The 16,435-nt window shown below is 55.9% G+C and carries 14 protein-coding genes; 8 read left to right on the top strand and 6 right to left on the bottom strand.

Annotation, left to right across the window (positions count from 1 at the left end):
• Positions 1-327: a hypothetical protein gene (locus ACOZ4H_RS19500; RefSeq protein ID WP_004966868.1), complete on the bottom strand. Its 327-nt coding sequence runs from the start codon at positions 325-327 to the stop codon at positions 1-3.
• Positions 328-738: 411 nt separating this feature from the next.
• On the opposite strand from ACOZ4H_RS19500, the gene ACOZ4H_RS19495 reads away from it, so the two are divergent.
• Positions 739-2,040, top strand: a complete 1,302-nt coding sequence (locus ACOZ4H_RS19495; RefSeq protein ID WP_424330930.1) for a tyrosine-type recombinase/integrase — start codon at positions 739-741, stop codon at positions 2,038-2,040.
• Positions 2,041-2,667: 627 nt separating this feature from the next.
• Here ACOZ4H_RS19495 and ACOZ4H_RS19490 read toward each other — a convergent pair.
• From ACOZ4H_RS19490 to ACOZ4H_RS19480, 3 genes are all read right to left on the bottom strand, one after another.
• Complete coding sequence (locus tag ACOZ4H_RS19490) at positions 2,668-3,654, bottom strand: hypothetical protein (RefSeq protein WP_424330929.1); 987 nt, start codon at positions 3,652-3,654, stop codon at positions 2,668-2,670.
• Positions 3,655-4,018: 364 nt separating this feature from the next.
• Entirely contained in the window at positions 4,019-5,161 is a 1,143-nt protein-coding gene (locus ACOZ4H_RS19485) for a PQQ-binding-like beta-propeller repeat protein (protein ID WP_424330928.1), read from the bottom strand.
• The gene (locus ACOZ4H_RS19480) at positions 5,158-6,222 is read right to left on the bottom strand and encodes a PQQ-binding-like beta-propeller repeat protein (RefSeq protein WP_424330927.1); all 1,065 of its coding nucleotides are present in this window, start codon (positions 6,220-6,222) and stop codon (positions 5,158-5,160) included. The genes ACOZ4H_RS19485 and ACOZ4H_RS19480 overlap by 4 nt, the downstream gene beginning before the upstream one ends.
• A gap of 1,137 nt (positions 6,223-7,359) precedes the next feature.
• On the opposite strand from ACOZ4H_RS19480, the gene ACOZ4H_RS19475 reads away from it, so the two are divergent.
• The 3 genes from ACOZ4H_RS19475 to ACOZ4H_RS19465 all read left to right on the top strand — a co-directional run bounded on the left by ACOZ4H_RS19475 (position 7,360) and on the right by ACOZ4H_RS19465 (position 10,180).
• Positions 7,360-8,151, top strand: coding sequence for a hypothetical protein (locus tag ACOZ4H_RS19475; protein ID WP_424331049.1), 792 nt, complete (start codon positions 7,360-7,362; stop codon positions 8,149-8,151).
• Positions 8,069-8,686 carry a PH domain-containing protein gene (locus tag ACOZ4H_RS19470; protein ID WP_424330926.1) on the top strand — a complete coding sequence of 206 codons (618 nt, stop codon included), beginning with the start codon at positions 8,069-8,071 and terminating at the stop codon, positions 8,684-8,686. Before ACOZ4H_RS19475 ends, ACOZ4H_RS19470 begins: the two co-directional genes overlap by 83 nt.
• A 291-nt stretch (positions 8,687-8,977) precedes the next feature.
• Positions 8,978-10,180, top strand: coding sequence for a LamG-like jellyroll fold domain-containing protein (locus ACOZ4H_RS19465; RefSeq protein ID WP_424330925.1), 1,203 nt, complete (start codon positions 8,978-8,980; stop codon positions 10,178-10,180).
• A 545-nt stretch (positions 10,181-10,725) separates the two neighbouring features.
• Here ACOZ4H_RS19465 and ACOZ4H_RS19460 read toward each other — a convergent pair.
• Positions 10,726-10,935, bottom strand: coding sequence for a TOBE domain-containing protein (locus ACOZ4H_RS19460; RefSeq protein ID WP_424330924.1), 210 nt, complete (start codon positions 10,933-10,935; stop codon positions 10,726-10,728).
• A 158-nt stretch (positions 10,936-11,093) separates the two neighbouring features.
• On the opposite strand from ACOZ4H_RS19460, the gene ACOZ4H_RS19455 reads away from it, so the two are divergent.
• On the top strand, positions 11,094-12,194 hold the full coding sequence (locus ACOZ4H_RS19455) for a putative sulfate/molybdate transporter (protein ID WP_424330923.1): 1,101 nt from the start codon (positions 11,094-11,096) through the stop codon (positions 12,192-12,194).
• Between the two features lie 150 nt (positions 12,195-12,344).
• On the opposite strand, the gene ACOZ4H_RS19450 is transcribed toward ACOZ4H_RS19455, so the two are convergent.
• Positions 12,345-12,863, bottom strand: a complete 519-nt coding sequence (locus ACOZ4H_RS19450) for a Tfx family DNA-binding protein (RefSeq protein WP_424330922.1) — start codon at positions 12,861-12,863, stop codon at positions 12,345-12,347.
• Positions 12,864-13,199: 336 nt separating this feature from the next.
• Between ACOZ4H_RS19450 and ACOZ4H_RS19445 the strand changes: the two genes are divergently transcribed.
• Genes ACOZ4H_RS19445 through ACOZ4H_RS19435 form a run of 3 tightly spaced genes read left to right on the top strand, consistent with a single transcriptional unit; the run spans position 13,200 to position 16,381 of the window.
• A complete protein-coding gene (locus ACOZ4H_RS19445; RefSeq protein WP_424330921.1) occupies positions 13,200-14,381 on the top strand; it encodes an ABC transporter substrate-binding protein in 1,182 nt (393 codons plus the stop codon).
• Between the two features lie 54 nt (positions 14,382-14,435).
• Complete coding sequence (locus ACOZ4H_RS19440; protein WP_424330920.1) at positions 14,436-15,548, top strand: FecCD family ABC transporter permease; 1,113 nt, start codon at positions 14,436-14,438, stop codon at positions 15,546-15,548.
• Positions 15,545-16,381 (top strand): ABC transporter ATP-binding protein, encoded by an 837-nt coding sequence (locus tag ACOZ4H_RS19435; RefSeq protein ID WP_424330919.1) that lies wholly within the window; start codon positions 15,545-15,547, stop codon positions 16,379-16,381. The genes ACOZ4H_RS19440 and ACOZ4H_RS19435 overlap by 4 nt, the downstream gene beginning before the upstream one ends.
• Positions 16,382-16,435 lie beyond the last annotated feature (54 nt).

The following is a 16,435-nucleotide window of genomic DNA, read 5'->3' as shown; positions in this document are numbered from 1 at the left end:
TCACTCGTCCTCTTCGTGTTCGTCGTGTTCCTCTTCGTATTCCTCCTCCTCTTCGTGGTCGTCGTTTTCTTCGTACTCCTCGTGTTCCTTGTCTTCGTAGCTGGACTGGGTCTGGACTGCTGGCGTGAAGTCCTGATTCGGCGTCGGCGCATCCGCAGCGACCTGTTGCGATGCGTCCGACGCCGTCGAATCGGGTGAGTCAGTTTGGTCGCCAGCCTGCGCGAGGCCGCCACCGGGCAGAGTAAGGGCCCCGGCGACACCAGCTGTAAGGAGCGCACCTACGAGCGTGAAGGCGACGAGTTTGTTTTTCGGGACGGGAACGCGCATGGTTAGCTGTCCCTCGGTTTAGAACCGCTAGCTTTGACGTGTCGGTCGTTGCGTTTTGCCATTGCAAATAGAGGGTTGAGACAGCCTTAGTAAGTCGTTCGCGTCCAACCCTCGAATCTTCGTACAGTTATCGAATCGGTTCAGAGCGCGAGGTGGGTTCTGAGTATGTATGTGACTTCGTTATCGAACATATAGCACTACTGGCGATTTACCGCATTGTCTTTCGACGAATCGCCCGAAAACACGCATTACAGTCCCGCTAAGCCTCTTATAGCCTCAGATAATATGCGATCATTTCATACAGCGATATACACTTTAAAGCAATATTTGCCGTGCAGCCGTAGAGCGATAAGTCTGGCGTGGGTCTGCTGTGGCAACAGAATTATCAGGTTTCAATGTGTTTGCCTCAGTATGCCGAAATCGGCTGATTCAGATTCGGAACCCGGAAAGCACGACGCCTCCCCCGGGATTGAGCGGACGAAGCCGTGGCACTCCGCCGACGACGTGCCCTGGACGCTACTCACCGAGGCCCAGCTCGCCGACGCCTACGGGGCCGTCGTCGTCCCGGCGCTTCGCCGCGACGGCTACGACCCTGAAACCGACCGCCCATCCTACGAGTGGCTCTCGAAGAACGGCTTTCGCGGGCTTACGTACGCGCTGAAAGAGTACCACGACACGACGTTCGCCGAGTTCTGGGAGAACACACTCGAGTACGACACCGAGTCCAGCGGCTACGACTGGGATATCGAACACGACGGCACTCGTGAGTCCTTTCAGGAGTATCTTGACGCGAAGCAATCGGCCGCAGACGACTGGACGGACAGCACCCGGAAGACTATCCGGTATCGGCTCGCTCGCTACGCCCGCTCCTATCGAGAACGCCACGGCACCGACGATCTCCTCTCGCCCGTCGACGCTGACAGCGACATCACCGAGACCGAAGCCGTCGACCGCTGCCGGGAGACCTTCGCCTACATGTCCGGAGAGTTCGCTGAGTCGACCATCGCGCGCGTCCACGATGCAATCCGAACGTGGTATGGGTGGCTCGTTGAGCGCCGTGTGGCGACTGTTAACCCCACCAACGGCGCGGAGGATTGGTTCTCGTGGACTCGCTCCTCGGACACGGATCCGGTCGCCCTCGATCCCGAGCACGTCCGGGCAATGTTCGACGCCGCCATCACCAGCCGCGACCGGATGCTCGTCGTCGCACTCGCCGGGTGGGGCCTCCGGGCCGGCGAGGTCGCGGCGCTGCACCAGGACCAGCTCCATTTCGATGCCGACGACCCGTATATCCAGTTCGACGAGCGAAAGAACGGGCCAGGCACCGTCGCCATCGTCTTCGGCGAGGACGTGGCCCGCCGGCACATCTCCCGCGTTGATGGCTATCTGTTCCCCTCGGAGCGCTCGAAAACCGGTCACGTCGACGGGACGACAATCGCGGGTTGGTTCCACGACCTCGCCGATACGGCCGGGGTTCCCGAGGAGATCGACGGCGTCGCCCGGAAGCCACACATGGGTCGGCGCTTCTGGTACGACGCCTACTCACAGACCACGGAGGACTTGCTGAAACACGTCCAAGATATCGCCGATGAACAGGGCAGTGCGAGCGCGAAAGTGGTCTTCGAGGACTATCTGACCGACGAGCGAAAGCGAGAACTCCGGCGAGAGTTCATGCGAGAGAAGCTGAGTACGGCATTTGGCACTAATCGCTGAAACCCATCAGACTTCGGCGAGGCGATCGTAGACTTCTCTGTGTTCCACAATAGCCCGCTTTACAATGAGGTGGCGGACGCGTTGCCGAAGCGTCTCACTCTCCCGGACCTGCTGAATGAAAGTCTTGCTGGATTCGAGGCTTGCATTAATTCTTCAAGCGATAGCTCCTCTGGTGGAATTTCGAGGCCATCGGTACTCATGATGAATCTACAGGCTGGGCAGGCCGAGTGCCTCGGGGTTTGACTCCGAGGCGGTTCACATACCTTTGTGAGAGATGTAAATCAGAAAGTGAAACGGGTATATATAGAAGAGGGCTCTGTTTTGCCTCTCTGGCTTACTCTGGTGCAACGACGTCTCCACACGTTGAACACTCCGCCCAGCTGCCTTCTGGGGCATCATCGCGCTCGGATTCAACCAGAATCCACGGGGTCGCGATGCGCTCGTCGCAGTTCGGGCAGCAACCGAGACCTTGCGTGTCATCGGACATCGACAGGGGATAGAAAGAGTGTACGACAGTGTTCCTCCAGTTCAAAATTCGATCGGCGTCGAGAATAAGTGTCTGCAGGGGTCAGAGCGAATACATTTAGTACTGTTATCGATGAACTCACGGCACCTACCCCGTGACCCTCATCTCGGTGTGAATGTGAGTGATGTCCCAGAAGTTAGATTGTTGATACGGAACTTACGATTCGCTCCTGCCCCGAACGTACACCCTGCAGAACATTCGATACCGACATCTCTGGTGAGGAAACGACCTGTGGTGTCACCGCTTGTTCCGCCACCGTGTCCACTATCTTGTATTCTCAGACCGTCACTTGAGGTTTTTTGCGATGACTGGACCGGCGTTGCATGTGAATTCGAGACTGCCCCTGCATCCTGCATCGCCTCAGAGCTACTGGGGAACGGACTATCTTCAGGGGGTTTGACCTGTATGAGCTGGTCGAAAAATGTCCCGATCTCGATAGTGTAACTATTGGGGGGCGTAATCTCTAATATCCAGTCATAGCGGCCAGGTTCCACACCCGAGTCAGCGAAATTAAATTCAAACACACCTTCGTCAGGTCGTACCTCCGGGGTGACTTTGGATTCGCCACTTGGATACGACAGTCTGAGTGTCCGTTCCCAATCAGCCGAAATTGATGGATGATGGGTAATAAATGCCGCCTCCGTGGACTGTGCAAAGACGTACTGATAGCCATAAATGAGGAGTTTTTCTCCACTTGACGCGATGACTGACCCGTCCTCTAGAACCTCAAATGAATACCTTGCACAGGCCTGATGAGACATAATGGAAGTATTACCTTCCCATGTGCCGTTGATTTCTACTCGATCCCCGTTCGCTCTTGCATGCAGGGTTTCCGAATCCCGAAGATTTCCGTCGTCGAAATGGTCTAAATAGAACTTGTTTATTTCGTGGGAACCGCTGCTTGCGGCTGAAGTGCCAACGGCGTTTCCATCAACAGGTTGTGACTCTGTGTTGGAGTCGGCGCTTGGGCTCGGCGTCTCCGTTTCTTCGCCACCGGTGCCGCCTTGTAGTCGAAGACAGCCTGAGGTGTGTCCGATACCAACAGCCCCACCGATTTTAAGCAAGTCACGGCGAGATAGACCTGACATATACTACGTGCAAATTACTAATAGTTATTAAGTATTTGGTTATATTATAAGTGTAAAATGTAGGCAATCATAGCTACACCACTAAAGATGCTAACTATATATAGAATACGGCTATTAATACGCCGTATCAGTGAAAGAAGTGGAACGAGATGCACATTCCTTACTGGTGCGGTAGGGTCGGGTATACTCGGATTGAGTGGGTGCCGCCGAATGATTGGTGGTGGAGCTGAATCGAACGAGCTAAAAGAAGCGTCGTTTCGATTCGAACACAATGGTGAGCGATTGAGTATTGTCTATGAGAGTGTCGGGTCACTGGTCGCACGACAACTTTGGGTTCGTAATCGTAGCGGAACTAGATAGCACACTACCTCACTGCTTGGAGTTCAAGTGTTTTGTATCCTGAGTTGATGACGACTCCAGAGGTCGTCGCAGCGATGAACGTGAGATCAGCCGACATTGAAAACGCTGTTTCGCCTGATGTCGGGACAAGGCCGTACAGTTCCTCAACAGCAGTACCATACCACAGGAGGCCGCCTTGGTACACCAGCAGCTCCGGGGTAAAGCCACTATCATTCTCCAATGTACGTGACCAGCGCTGTTGCCCGTCTTTGATATTAGCACAAAGGAGGCCATCTGTTGTCGGGACGACGACGTTTTTTCCCACGATCACTGGTCGTCCAGCGACTTCGCTTCCGACACTCCACTCGTACTCTAATGTCTCTGGGTTGAGGCGACGCAATTTCTGATCCACATCGGCGATCAGATCGCCTTGGTAAGTCACTGGGTATCCGACGTTCAGCGGTGCTCGGTACTGGATAGTTCCATCTGTCACCGCAAAGCCGGCGAAAAAGTTCTCAAAACCAATATGGAGTGTATTATTTAATCGGCTTACTCCGCTTGGGAACGCGCTGTTTCCGACCGTATTCGTCCATTTTTGATTGAGACTTCTTGGATCTAATACAATGATCCGATTCGCGTATTCTTCATACTCAGTTGACTCTTCAACTGTGCTGCACACGAGCAGGTCTCCGACCGTGGTGAGTCTCGATATATTTCCCTGAATCTCGGTCTCTGCCTGTCGCTCTCTATTCTCCACGTCGAACCGGTAAATCGTCGAGACGGTGTCGTCGGCTGCCTGGCTGCCGACGTAGCAGTCCGAATCGGTCAATTCGACGACCGAACTGTTGACCGGTGCTTCAAGCGTAGCTGAAGGGGTCGCCGAGCCAAAATCTCGGAGTTGAATCTCGTCGAGCGTGGCGACCAGATACGATGTTCCAGCAGCCGATAGTGCGCTAATATCCATCGAAAGCGTTTGCACTGTCTCAACCGATGCGGCTGTCGACGCATAGTCCGACGGTGTGTTGGTCGTTCTTTGTGTGCCTTGAGAATCAGCCGTCGTGGCTGACCCTGCCTGTGTCGCCGTTTCAGACTCATCAGCGTCTTGGAAACTCAGGCAACCACCGGTTCCGGACGCTGCCAGTACTGTGAGTAACTCCCGTCGTTTCATGTGTTTGTCTCCAGTGAGAACGCCACGACCTGGTTTTCCATTACGATCGCCAGCGTGTTTCCTAACGCGAGGGCGTCGTGTGTTGACGCAGCGAAGCGAGTTTGGACCTGCTTTTCTCCTGTTTCAATATCGAACCCGTACAACTCTCGATTGCGCTCTTCGTCGGGCAATTCGGTCGGCGTAACCCATACATAATCGCCGACGATAGCTGGCGATGATTTCATTGGTCGGTCGGTGGTCGTCTGCCATACCGTATCACCTGTATCAAGGTCGACTGCGTGTACCTGTGAGTAGGACGCAAAATACGCACGATTGCGAGAGAAGGTTGGTGCCGCAGTGTAGACATACATGGAGTCGTTCTGTTCCTCGAGTACATGCCGCCAGGCCACCGAGCCGTCAGGGCCGATTTTCACCAGCTCTACGCCAGCCCCACTAGCAACTGGTGCGTACAGGCTCTCGTCGTACTGCTGGAGCGGTGCGGTCACATAGCCGTCAACGGTCCAAGTAACAGTTCCCGTGGCCGGATTCCGGGCTTCGATTCGATTCTGATCTCCAGTACCGAATCCGACGATAGCCTGCCCATTAAATGCAATACCGCCCGTGTACGATCTGTCCGTTTCGGAAACCGACCAAACCTGACTGAAATCACGTTTCGATAATCCGATGACTTTGTTTGTTGTGCCATCATTTGAGTTGTGGTCGGTTCCAACCACGACATAATCGTCCGTAACGGCAGGTGGCCCGCCGGCAGGACCGATATCCGCTGTCCCGGCGATTTCTCCGGTTTCAGTGCTCGCCTTGTACAGCCCAGGCTCTAAAAACGACGTATAGTAGAGTGTATCGCTGTCAACTGTTCCAAGCAGTGAGATGCGGTCTTGCTTCGTCCGCCAGCGCTCTGTACCATCGGTTACAGAAAGCGCCCGCACACCCTCACGGGACCCGGAATAGACCGCGTTGTTGTCTACGACAGCGCTTCCTATCGGATTGAAAAATGCGTTCCATTCCCGGGCTAGTGACACTGGTGGTTCAGGCGTACTTGTTACTGCTGGTGATGTCGTCACTTCGGTTGTCGAGATCTCTGAGTTCGACTGCGCCTCGGTTGGAGTCGCTGTCGAGGGTGTCTCAGTCCCCGTTCTCAGACACCCAGTGAGAAGTCCGCTACCAAGTGTCGCCAGTAGCGTCCGTCGACTATATTTTGACAGATTTGACCCGGTCATGAGCGACACCAGAACAACTGAGTGACATTTGATAGGTGTAACTCAGAGATAGTCAACCGGAGCAGCCGTTTTGAAGCCTGTTGCCAATGTGTAGTTCTCGATGAAAACGACTCAAAATCCGATCTTATTCTCAAGCGAGCCAGGGATAGTATGGTGGCTTGTATCAACGGTTCGAACACGCTTCTAATGACAACGAAGAGCAATAATCGCGGCCGATAGCGCAGCATAATCATGCCAAGAATATCTATAATAAAATGGTTTTCAAACGGGTAATATACCTGATATATATTGCTATTACAACGTGTATGAGCTGTCAGAGGTCAGCCATTCCGACATCAACAGTAACCCACTCAAACATTCACGATTCTCAGAAAATTGGACCGGGGCGTATGAACAGGAACACGACCGCGTTCAGTGCCAATCCGAACAGCATGGTGACGCTTCCGGCTGTCAGCATAAGCGCCCCTTCCCGCGTGCTGTATTGTCGCCGAACCACGTAGCCACAGATGAGAGCAATTGGGCCGAGTACGTACGGGGCAATGACAACAGCGAGTGTGGAACTGCAGACACCAGAAAAGAAGAGCAAGCCGTGATGAGTGTTCGCCTTCCCGTGCCGACGCCGGAACTGCGATAGAGCGTATGCTGCTCCTACAACTAGATTGAGTCCTGGAACAAGGACTCCGACGATGACCAGCCACGAGAATGTCCCAGCTTGGCGACTGTCGAGCACTACAAGGGGCAGCAGAACAACTGAAGCCCCCCAACAGGCGAAAAATAGCTCTCGGGTAGACCCGAGGGTGAGCAAGTAACCGAGCACAAGTCCGGCAGTCCAGAGTGACACAGCCACAGTAATGATCAGGGGTAATCTCCCAGCCCGGCGAGTCATATTCAAACAATATAATTGTCGATACTAAAAATAGACTATTCGGAAAGTACTATGAAAGCAAAAAATAAGTATCCTTGATAAAATAGGGAGGATATATGCCTGTGAGAGGTGTGGGGGCAATACTACGTGGTGGATTTGATGCCATCTTCCGCCCACACAAATTTGTAGAATTTCAAACAGATTCGTATGGGGCTTCCCGGCTTGGTGTGATCCGACAATTGGGTTCACTCCTGGGAGTCTACTTTGTGAACCTTGCCGCATACGCGGTCCCGCTTACCCTCGCCGGCATTGGTGTTCAGTCTTCACAGTCTGCTCCGGAGAACTTCGCTAGAATCGCTGGTTCATACGGTATTGATCCGGTGGCCAGCTGGCAGTTGCTCACGGCATTCGTCCAGAACTCCCTGTTTATCTCGATAGCAACTGCAATCACACTGGTGACGTTCCACGTGGGCGTCCTCATCGTTCGGGATTCGCAGGGGATCGTCCAGAGTATGCACACTGTCGTGTACACGACAAGTGCGTATCTCGTCGCGACGTTCTCCGCGGTCTGGTATCTGACTAATCAAGCCGGCGTCAGTGGCGCACGCCAGCTCATCAGGAACCTTCAGGCCGCGTTCGTCTATGCTATCATTGATGCGCTTGGAGCAGGCGTCGAGCTTCCCGGCGGTCGACCAGATTCTCTTGGTGTCACCACTATTTCAGCCGAAGGACAGTGGATACTGGCGATACTTACACTGTCACTACTGTATTATCTCTTCTCGCTGTATCTCGGTGCTCGAATCAACCACCGGGCAACGCGGAGTAATGCGGCGATTGCCGTCGTCGCCGTCGCCCTTTCACCGGTCGTCTATGTTACCGGGTCCATCATCGCATACATCATTGCCTAACATGTCACAACAAAACCAGCAGACTTCGAATGGATCGAGTCAGTCGACCACCGCAGACCAGCCGAATGACCGCAACAAAGTCATTCTCGAAACCAATCCGACGACCAAGCCAACATTGATTCGACTGGCTGTCGTTTTACTCCTCACTCTGGGTGTAGTTGGATACCTCCAACTTAACCCAGAAGCGCTTGGGTCTCCTGACATCACGAACACGGCTGCACTCGTTGTCTTGCTGCTCGGCCTCGTATTGACTGTTCGGTTTCTGGTCCGGACTATTATCCTTGTTCGGACAACCTATACCGTGACGAACAGTCGAGTTGAACAGGAATACGAGCTCCTGTTCCGGACCCACTCGAAGGGAATCCGGTTCGATAAACTTCGTAGTCACGAACTAAATCAGAACCGCATTCAGTCGATTTTGGGGTACGGGACGATCTCGATGAACCGTGGGCTGGGTCCGCTTCGACTAGAAAACGTTGACGAGCCTGAGGCCGTCTATGATACCATTCGAACGTGTGCCAAGCGCGTAGCCTGATTCTGCGAATATATGGACGTTTGAGAGATAACTCGGCGCCGAGACTAAATGACGCCTGTACGATTATCTACCTCAAAATGTATGTCGTTCTGTGTTCCCGTGATGATGTATCCAACTGTTCTCTTAGACGTCCAGTGAAACACTCCTTATGTATTGTGAATATTACAATAACAATAAATTGATAATCTACATTCGTTAGCGATAGGGTGCTCGTTGTCGATTACGTGGCCTAATTATAACATCCGATAATCGATATAAAACTATATGTAATCTGGACATTCACGGTATTGCATGGTTTATAAGGGTTGGATGCGGCGGCGTGTACTCACCTGCGCAGCGGGGCTTGGAACAGTTGGATTGAGTGGGTGCCTCCGCATGATCGGTGGTAGTGAAGACTCTGGTGGATTAGAGGCTGCAAACTTTCGATTCGAGCAGTCTGATGAACGACTGCGAATTATATATGAAGGTGGGGGATCACTGGTAGCACAGCAACTCGAGATTCGTAGCACCGCTGGAACCGTGGCCTCTTGGAACCAGCTTGGTTCAACACAGGCACAAGCGGAGACAGCCCTATCCTCAAGCGCAACGGCGACTATTGGTCCTGAAGTTGTCAACTGGGAGCAACCAGTGGTCGCTGGTACGGTAATTCGGGTAGTCTACATGATTGATGGAGAATCACCAACAACGCTTGCGACATTTGAAACAGAAAATCAAGCGCGCCAATCGCAGCCGAGACAGCAGCCTGCTACAGAAACGGAAACGAACGAAACCGGGCAACCCGCGACCGGGGCCGTCGCAGAGGAAGCACTGGTGGGCCGGTGGCCGTTCCAGTCCGGATTTAGTGATGTTGCCGGTGACAACGACATCTCGATTGAGCGAGGAACCCCTGAACTTGGAACGTATCAGGGACGGGAGTCGGTTTCGTTGGATGGTTCAGTTGGTATGATGATCGCTCGCGGCGCAAACGAGGAGTTGAGCATCATGGCTTCTAACAGTGGACCAGCAAGTATCGGCGGCTGGGTGTATTTTGACCAGCCCTCCGGGATGCGACATCAAGATGATGACCAGCCGATACATCACATCTTCAGAAATGACGCTGAGTATGTTGTTCAGGGTGTCCCTGTAGACGATCAAGTACGACTACGACTGAGTATCAGGTCTCTTAGAGGTGGTGTTAGTTACTCAACTGAAGATCATACCACTGGCGAGATGACTATCCCGACAAATGAATGGCATCACTTTATGTATGTGGTGACTCCTCAATCGTCAGTAAGATTCTATCTCGATGGAGAACAACGGTTCGTTGACGAAAACATGCCCGGGTACAGTCCCAACGTCTCAGACTACTGGTCGCATGAGACTGTTGGGAGCTGGTATGGTACTAAGAATCCGGATTGGTATAATCTGATGGTCGGGAAATTAGCCGATCTTCGTATTTACCAGACTGGGCTCACTGGTGATAAAATTGAGCAAATAGTTACCAATACTCGTTAAAGGCTGCTGTCACCAGTGAGGAACAGCGCCTCTCAGGACCGGTATCGTTAGTTGTCTAAACAATCAGCACACCGGCCAGCGCTTGGAAACGATGGTTCTCCACACTCTATGCACGCATCAACTGCGGCGTGGCTCTCTGAACCCGACTCAAGGTACTGCTTGACCGTTTCCCACACCCGTTGAATCATATCTAGAATACCGTTCTCAAGGCGTATAAACCCACTATTCGAGGAGCTTGTCGATAGTGCTATGGAAGACTATGTACCACACCTGCTCCTGTGAGCCCAGTTCTGGGATAGTCGGTTGCTGGTGAGTCTGTCTGCTCCAGTACTGGCTCTCGCGATGGGAGCATCTGTCAGGAGCGGTGGGTTGTTCTGCCAGGATCGGCCCAATAGTCAGGGTACGACGGTCACAACAACTGCGAAAGCGAAAATCGGAAGCAGGCACTGATGGATTAGGACCACCGCCACCAGTCGAAGAACAACTGTGGTCCAGAGCCTCACGCACCGACGAGTGTCCGGCAGCCGGTCCAAAAGAGAAGTACTTCAGTCGGTGCTGATCATCACTTCGCTGGCTTTGACAACTGCCGAGACTTCGTCGCCTTGTTCGAGTTCTAGCCGCTCAGCGGAGGCTCGTGTGATTGTTGAGGTAACTTCCTGTCCATCACCAAGTTCAACTACAACCTCTGCTACTACGTCGCCTTTGTTCACCGATTGTACGGTTCCGGTTAGGTTGTTTCGAGCACTTAGTCCCATGTTCGAATGTTACTCCATTGATGTAAGTATCTGTTGTCGGCTCACGAGAACAGGAAATTGGCACAGAAGACGTAACTTAATATAGTTACTTCTTGCCTGAGGTAATGGAAGCCAGTTTCTCGTGGGAATTTTGTATATAGCCGCATTTTACCGGGTCAATGGCGATTACCGTAACGATCAGGGACGACCGTGCGTTTACGTTGTCCTGGTCGGAGGCCACCGGCGCGATAGGTGATTCAGTTACGGTACTTCCGATTGTCGTCTCCGTCGCCGTCCTCACCGACCTCTCACTGGCCCTAATGCTCGTCTGGTTCGGCGTCTTCCAAATCGTCTGGGGGTTCTATTACAGGGCTCCAATATCCGTCGAGCCGATGAAGGCAGTCGCAGCGCTCGTCATTGCTGGCTCGATAACCACAGGGGAGTTACTCGTCGCTGGCTTGTTGCTCGCGGTGGTCCTGCTGGCTATCGGGACAACAGGGTCACTGGAGCGCTTCGGCCAGTACATCGGTTCCCCAGTAGTTCGAGGCATCCAGTTCGGTGTCGCACTCGTTCTCGTTGAGACCGGTATCAGGCTCAGCAGTACGAACCTCCAGCTAGCGGCGTTGGCGGCCGTGGTCGCGACTGTCTTGATCGTACTTGGGTACTGGAACATGAGTGGATTCGTCGTCCTTCTTCTGGGTGGTGCGCTGGCAGTTCTCTCGACCGGGCTCCCGTCGCCGTCGTTCCCGCCGACGGACAGCATGGCGCTATTTGGCCCGGGCAACCTCACACTCCCCGCCCTCGAGGCGGCTGTCGCCCAATTAGCGATGACGCTTGGTAACGCTGCACTAGCAACGTCGGTTCTCTTGGCAGACTACTTCGACCGTGATGTCTCGGCCGACGAACTCTCGACGAGCATGGGCCTCATGAACCTGGCCGCAATCCCGTTCGGTGCCCTCCCAATGTGTCACGGTAGTGGCGGCGTCGCGGGGAAGTACGCCTTCGGAGCCCGGACAGTCGGCGCGAACGTTATCCTCGGCTTGGGTTACATTAGCGTGGCTCTTCTGGCGGTCGGGATCATAACCGCGTATCCCGTCGCAATGCTCGGTGTAATACTCGCCCTGATTGCGCTCCAACTGGGGCGAACCAGCATTGAGAAGGCTGACGAGTACCCTTTGGTGATCGGCATCGGAATCCTTGGACTCCTCGTGAATCTCGGAGTTGCGTTCGTCGTCGGCATCGTCGTCCACCTGTTCGTCCGTCGTTACGAGCTGTGGTGATTGTCGTCCACGACATTCAACTGTTGTACCCGAATACGCATGGACAGAAACAACGGCAAGTCTGCGCGCTTCCCTTGTGTGCCTGACCACCGGCTGCACTCACGGATGCGGTCCAGTCAGGAACTTCTCGGAGCGTCCGGCGAGTCGCTCTCAGGGTCTGTGGACCCACACATCCCCGTCACCAGTGATGGTTACGACGAGCCGTTCGCATATTTCCCGCCCCTCGATTACGTCATCAGCGGCGTCGCTGATACGCCTGATAAGTTCGGGGGCGTCCTCGTTCACTTTCACGCCAGCGTCGTCGCACGCGTCAAAAACCTGGTAGGGAACGTTGTAGAGATCGCTGTTGGCACCAATTTCGACTCGGACAGGCGCTGATAGCAGATCCGCAATCCGCACTGTTTCGCGGGCCTTGGCGACGTTCTCACGGGCGCTGGTCTCGATTCCGGAGACGTTCGCTCGCGAGGTCCCCAATTGCTCGGCGATGCTCGCCTGCTTGAATCCCCGTTCCCGCAGCGCCAGCACCTCCACCTGGCGGCGAGTGAGGATGTTGGATTCTTCCTCGAATCCGACTGTGGCGAGGAATTCTTCAACGTCGAAGTCCCCAATGGCCGCCGCCCGCTCGTCGCCGCCGACTTCGTCGGGGCTCTCCCCCTCGTCTCGCTCCATATTTGTCTTTCAGAACGTAACCATAATAAGTTACAAGGTAACTGATTCTGGATGATCGCTCTCACTTCCATCGAACCACAAATGATGCAGAGATGTTTATGTTCGGATTATCGGATCGCCTCTCTGTGAAACAGTACGAGACTGCAAGTACATTCCCTGTCCTCAGATGAGGTCACCCAGCTAGTGACCTCAGTGGGCAGGTGTATAGCGAATGTGGTTTCTCACCGCCAGAATCTCGCGTCAGTGACCCCCCAAAAATATGGCGGGCCAGACCGTTCGTTGTTTCTAGAATGAGACAACGATTAACACACCGATTCATTGGCGGGTGAGCCACCAATGAACCGAGATACGCGGTCGCGTCGACAGGTGCTCGGGGTCCTCGGTAGCACCGTTGCGGCCGGGCTGTCGGGTTGTGGGTTCACTGACGGGAGTGACCAGGGGGAGTCGCTCGAAACGGAGACAGTGGATACCCCAGCCAAACCGACTGACTCAGCAACGCCGAAAAGCGAAGTGACGACATCGACATCCTACGAGGCGTGCATGGAGCCAGTGGGCTGTCTCACATTCGACGAGCCCCCGGGGAGGTGGGTTGCAAACGACGGTATCTACTGCGACATGGGCGTCGCGCTGGGGTTGGCCGACCGGCTCGGAGGAATCGGCTCGCCGCGACGCTACTACACCGGCTATTACGAGGAACTTCCTGGCGTAACACTGGATAAAACCAGTTATCCGGCCCTCTCGCGAGGCACCCGGATGCCGAAGGAACCGTTCTACGCAGTCGACGCTGACATTCACCTCATAGACCCTGTCTGGCTGACGAATACGTTCGGCTGGACGGAGACTGATGTCGAAGAGATTGCGACGAACGTCGGTCCGTTCTTCGGGAACTACATTCGCGAGCAACACGACGCCTGGCATACCTACCAGTACTACTCGCTATCGGAGGTATTCGGGAAGGTCGCGGGCCTCTTCAGTCGGCGGTCCCGGTACGAGAAGTGGAAGGCCATCCAATCAGAGCTCACGGATGACATCCAGTCGCGCCTGCCCGACGACAGGGTTGAGTTGCTCCTGTTGCGGCCACAGGGCATCCCACCGCGGTCGTTCTTCCCGCAGTACATCGGCGATTCCGTTTCGGACCTTCAGTGGCAGGTCGTCGAGGTTGATGATGCCCTCGAGGGGAGTGGAATTCCCGAGTGGGGGACCCGAATCGACTACGAGACGATTGCGCGGCTTGACCCGGAGGTAATCGTCATGGAGACACAGTTCGCTGACGACTTCGTTCTCGAAGAGTCGTTCAGGGAGTTTGTACTCGGGCACATGCGGGAGCACCCGGTTGCACGGAACCTCACAGCAGTCGAGAACGACCGCGTCCATGCGGGCGGGATTAACTACCAAGGCCCGCTCATTTCGCTGTTCCAGACGGAGCAGGCCGCCCGGATCGCCTACCCCGACGAGTTTGGTGAGGAGGAGTTGTTCGACCGTGAACGCGTCGCTCGGATGGTCACTGAGGGCGGATGAGCCGGACCTTCGAGTCCAGCCTGTCGCCCTGCAGCTCGGTCTCCGGAGGTACCGATGGCAAGTGAACTTGGGGACGGCGAGCGGCCGGCGGCAACCCGGCGGCTTGCGTGGGTTTCCCGTGAACTCGTCGTGATTGCTGCCGGGAGTGTTGGCGTGATCCTCGTCGCTATGACGCTGCAACTCAGTTTCGGCGCCTACCCCCTCGAACCGCTTGACGCTTGGCGAACGCTTGCGAATCCGGCTGTCCTCGGTAACGAGGCGGCGTGGCGGGCGTTCCTTCTCGGCGGAACAGTGCCGGAGTACGAGACTGGGACGCTCATCGTGTGGACGATCCGACTCCCGCGGGTGCTGGTCGCGTTGCTCGTCGGGGTGAACCTTGCCGTCTCGGGGGCGATCCTTCAGGCGATAACCAGAAACGAACTTGCGAGCCCGTTCGTCCTCGGGGTGTCGTCCGGCGCTGGGCTGGCGGTCCTGCTTACCGTCGTCGTCTTCGCGGGGCTGCTCCCTTTCCTTCCGCTATTTGCCGCGCTCGGTGGCGGTATCGCGTTCCTGCTCGTCTATGCGATTGCATGGCAGGGCGGCACCAATCCTGTCCGGTTAGTGCTGGCTGGGGTAATCGTTTCCAGCGTCTTTGGGTCGATACAGACTGGGCTGTTCCTCCTCATTGAGGACGTCGGGGTCGCGCAGGGCGTCGTCGCGTGGACAGCGGGGTCACTCGTCGGGGCGGATTGGGCGCAGGTGCGGATGCTCCTGCCATGGACCGTCATCGCCGTCGGCAGCGCGTTCGCAGGTGCCAGAGAGCTGAACGTCCTCACGCTCGGCGAGGAAACTGCCGACTCACTGGGGCTGTCAGTCGAGCGGGTGCGGTTCCTCCTGTCAGCGGTCGCGGTGCTCGCGGCAGCGACCAGCGTCGCCGCCGCAGGCATCGTCGGGTTCGTCGGGCTTGTCGTCCCCCACATCGTCCGCCGGAGCGTCGGCACCGACCACAAGCGACTGCTCGTAGGTTGTGCGTTCGCTGGCCCGGCGCTGCTTGTCGCCGCCGATGCGGGTGCCCGGTTGGCACTCAACCCCGCGCAGGTTCCGGTCGGTATCGTCACTGGCCTGCTCGGCGGTCCGTACTTCCTGTATCTGATGCGAAAACACGGCGGATTCGGGGGGTTCCGATGAGCGACGGTAAAGACCGATCGGCGACTGCAGCGAGACCCGACATCGACGCGGCGCTCACGGCGACGAACCTGACGCTGCAGTACCCAGATTCCGAAGCACCCGTCGTCGACGAAGTCACACTCACCGTCCCTCGCGGACAGGTCACCGCTCTCATCGGCCCGAACGGCAGCGGAAAGAGTACACTCCTGCGGGGACTCTCCGGGCGGCTCGACCCTGTGTCCGGGTCGGTAACACTCGGCGGCCGGTCCCTTGACGAGTACGGTGACCGCGAGCGCGCCCGTCGACTCGCCAGACTCGCCCAGGAGCCGTCCGGCCCGGACGGCCTGACGGTCGAAGAGCTCGCCTACCACGGCCGGTACCCCCACCGCGGTTTCCTCGATACGGTCGAGGATGTGGACGTTGCCGCGGTCAACAGGGCGCTCGGGACGGTCGGCATCGAGGACCTCCGTGATCGACCGCTGGCTGACCTCAGCGGTGGTCAGCGGCGGCTGGCATGGCTCGCGATGGTGCTCGCACAGGACGCCGACATTCTCTTGCTTGACGAGCCGACGACGTTCCTCGACCTCCGCCACCAGCTCGCCGTGATGGATGTCGTACGAACGCTTCGTGAGGACGACGAGACGACGGTTGTGCTCGTTTTACACGACATCGAACAGGCCGCGCGATACGCCGACGAGATGGTCGTGTTGGGGGATGGCCGAATCCGTGCCCGGGGAGGTCCCGAAGACGTGCTCACACCGGCACTGCTCGCCGACGTGTTCGGCGTCGAAGCGACCGTCGAACGGGGGCGGTACGGGCCGCGGCTCACCATGATCGGTCCTGCAGACCGATGACGAATGTCACTGGTCCACTGGGCCAGTGCGTTTTACGGACGTGTCTCCCAGCCA

This window comes from Haloarcula amylolytica (assembly GCF_049705545.1).
GTDB classification, from domain to species: Archaea; Halobacteriota; Halobacteria; order Halobacteriales; family Haloarculaceae; genus Haloarcula; species Haloarcula amylolytica_B.
This window is presented reverse-complemented; position numbering and strand designations above follow the sequence as displayed.

Coding starts and splice junctions, on each gene's coding strand:
- ACOZ4H_RS19500 (WP_004966868.1), bottom strand. CDS start 327: ATGCGCGTTCCCGTCCCGAAAAACAAACTCGTCGCCTTCACGCTCGTA.
- ACOZ4H_RS19495 (WP_424330930.1), top strand. CDS start 739: ATGCCGAAATCGGCTGATTCAGATTCGGAACCCGGAAAGCACGACGCC.
- ACOZ4H_RS19490 (WP_424330929.1), bottom strand. CDS start 3,654: ATGTCAGGTCTATCTCGCCGTGACTTGCTTAAAATCGGTGGGGCTGTT.
- ACOZ4H_RS19485 (WP_424330928.1), bottom strand. CDS start 5,161: ATGAAACGACGGGAGTTACTCACAGTACTGGCAGCGTCCGGAACCGGT.
- ACOZ4H_RS19475 (WP_424331049.1), top strand. CDS start 7,360: ATGCCTGTGAGAGGTGTGGGGGCAATACTACGTGGTGGATTTGATGCC.
- ACOZ4H_RS19470 (WP_424330926.1), top strand. CDS start 8,069: ATGCGGCGATTGCCGTCGTCGCCGTCGCCCTTTCACCGGTCGTCTATG.
- ACOZ4H_RS19465 (WP_424330925.1), top strand. CDS start 8,978: ATGGTTTATAAGGGTTGGATGCGGCGGCGTGTACTCACCTGCGCAGCG.
- ACOZ4H_RS19460 (WP_424330924.1), bottom strand. CDS start 10,935: ATGGGACTAAGTGCTCGAAACAACCTAACCGGAACCGTACAATCGGTG.
- ACOZ4H_RS19455 (WP_424330923.1), top strand. CDS start 11,094: ATGGCGATTACCGTAACGATCAGGGACGACCGTGCGTTTACGTTGTCC.
- ACOZ4H_RS19450 (WP_424330922.1), bottom strand. CDS start 12,863: ATGGAGCGAGACGAGGGGGAGAGCCCCGACGAAGTCGGCGGCGACGAG.
- ACOZ4H_RS19445 (WP_424330921.1), top strand. CDS start 13,200: ATGAACCGAGATACGCGGTCGCGTCGACAGGTGCTCGGGGTCCTCGGT.
- ACOZ4H_RS19440 (WP_424330920.1), top strand. CDS start 14,436: ATGGCAAGTGAACTTGGGGACGGCGAGCGGCCGGCGGCAACCCGGCGG.
- ACOZ4H_RS19435 (WP_424330919.1), top strand. CDS start 15,545: ATGAGCGACGGTAAAGACCGATCGGCGACTGCAGCGAGACCCGACATC.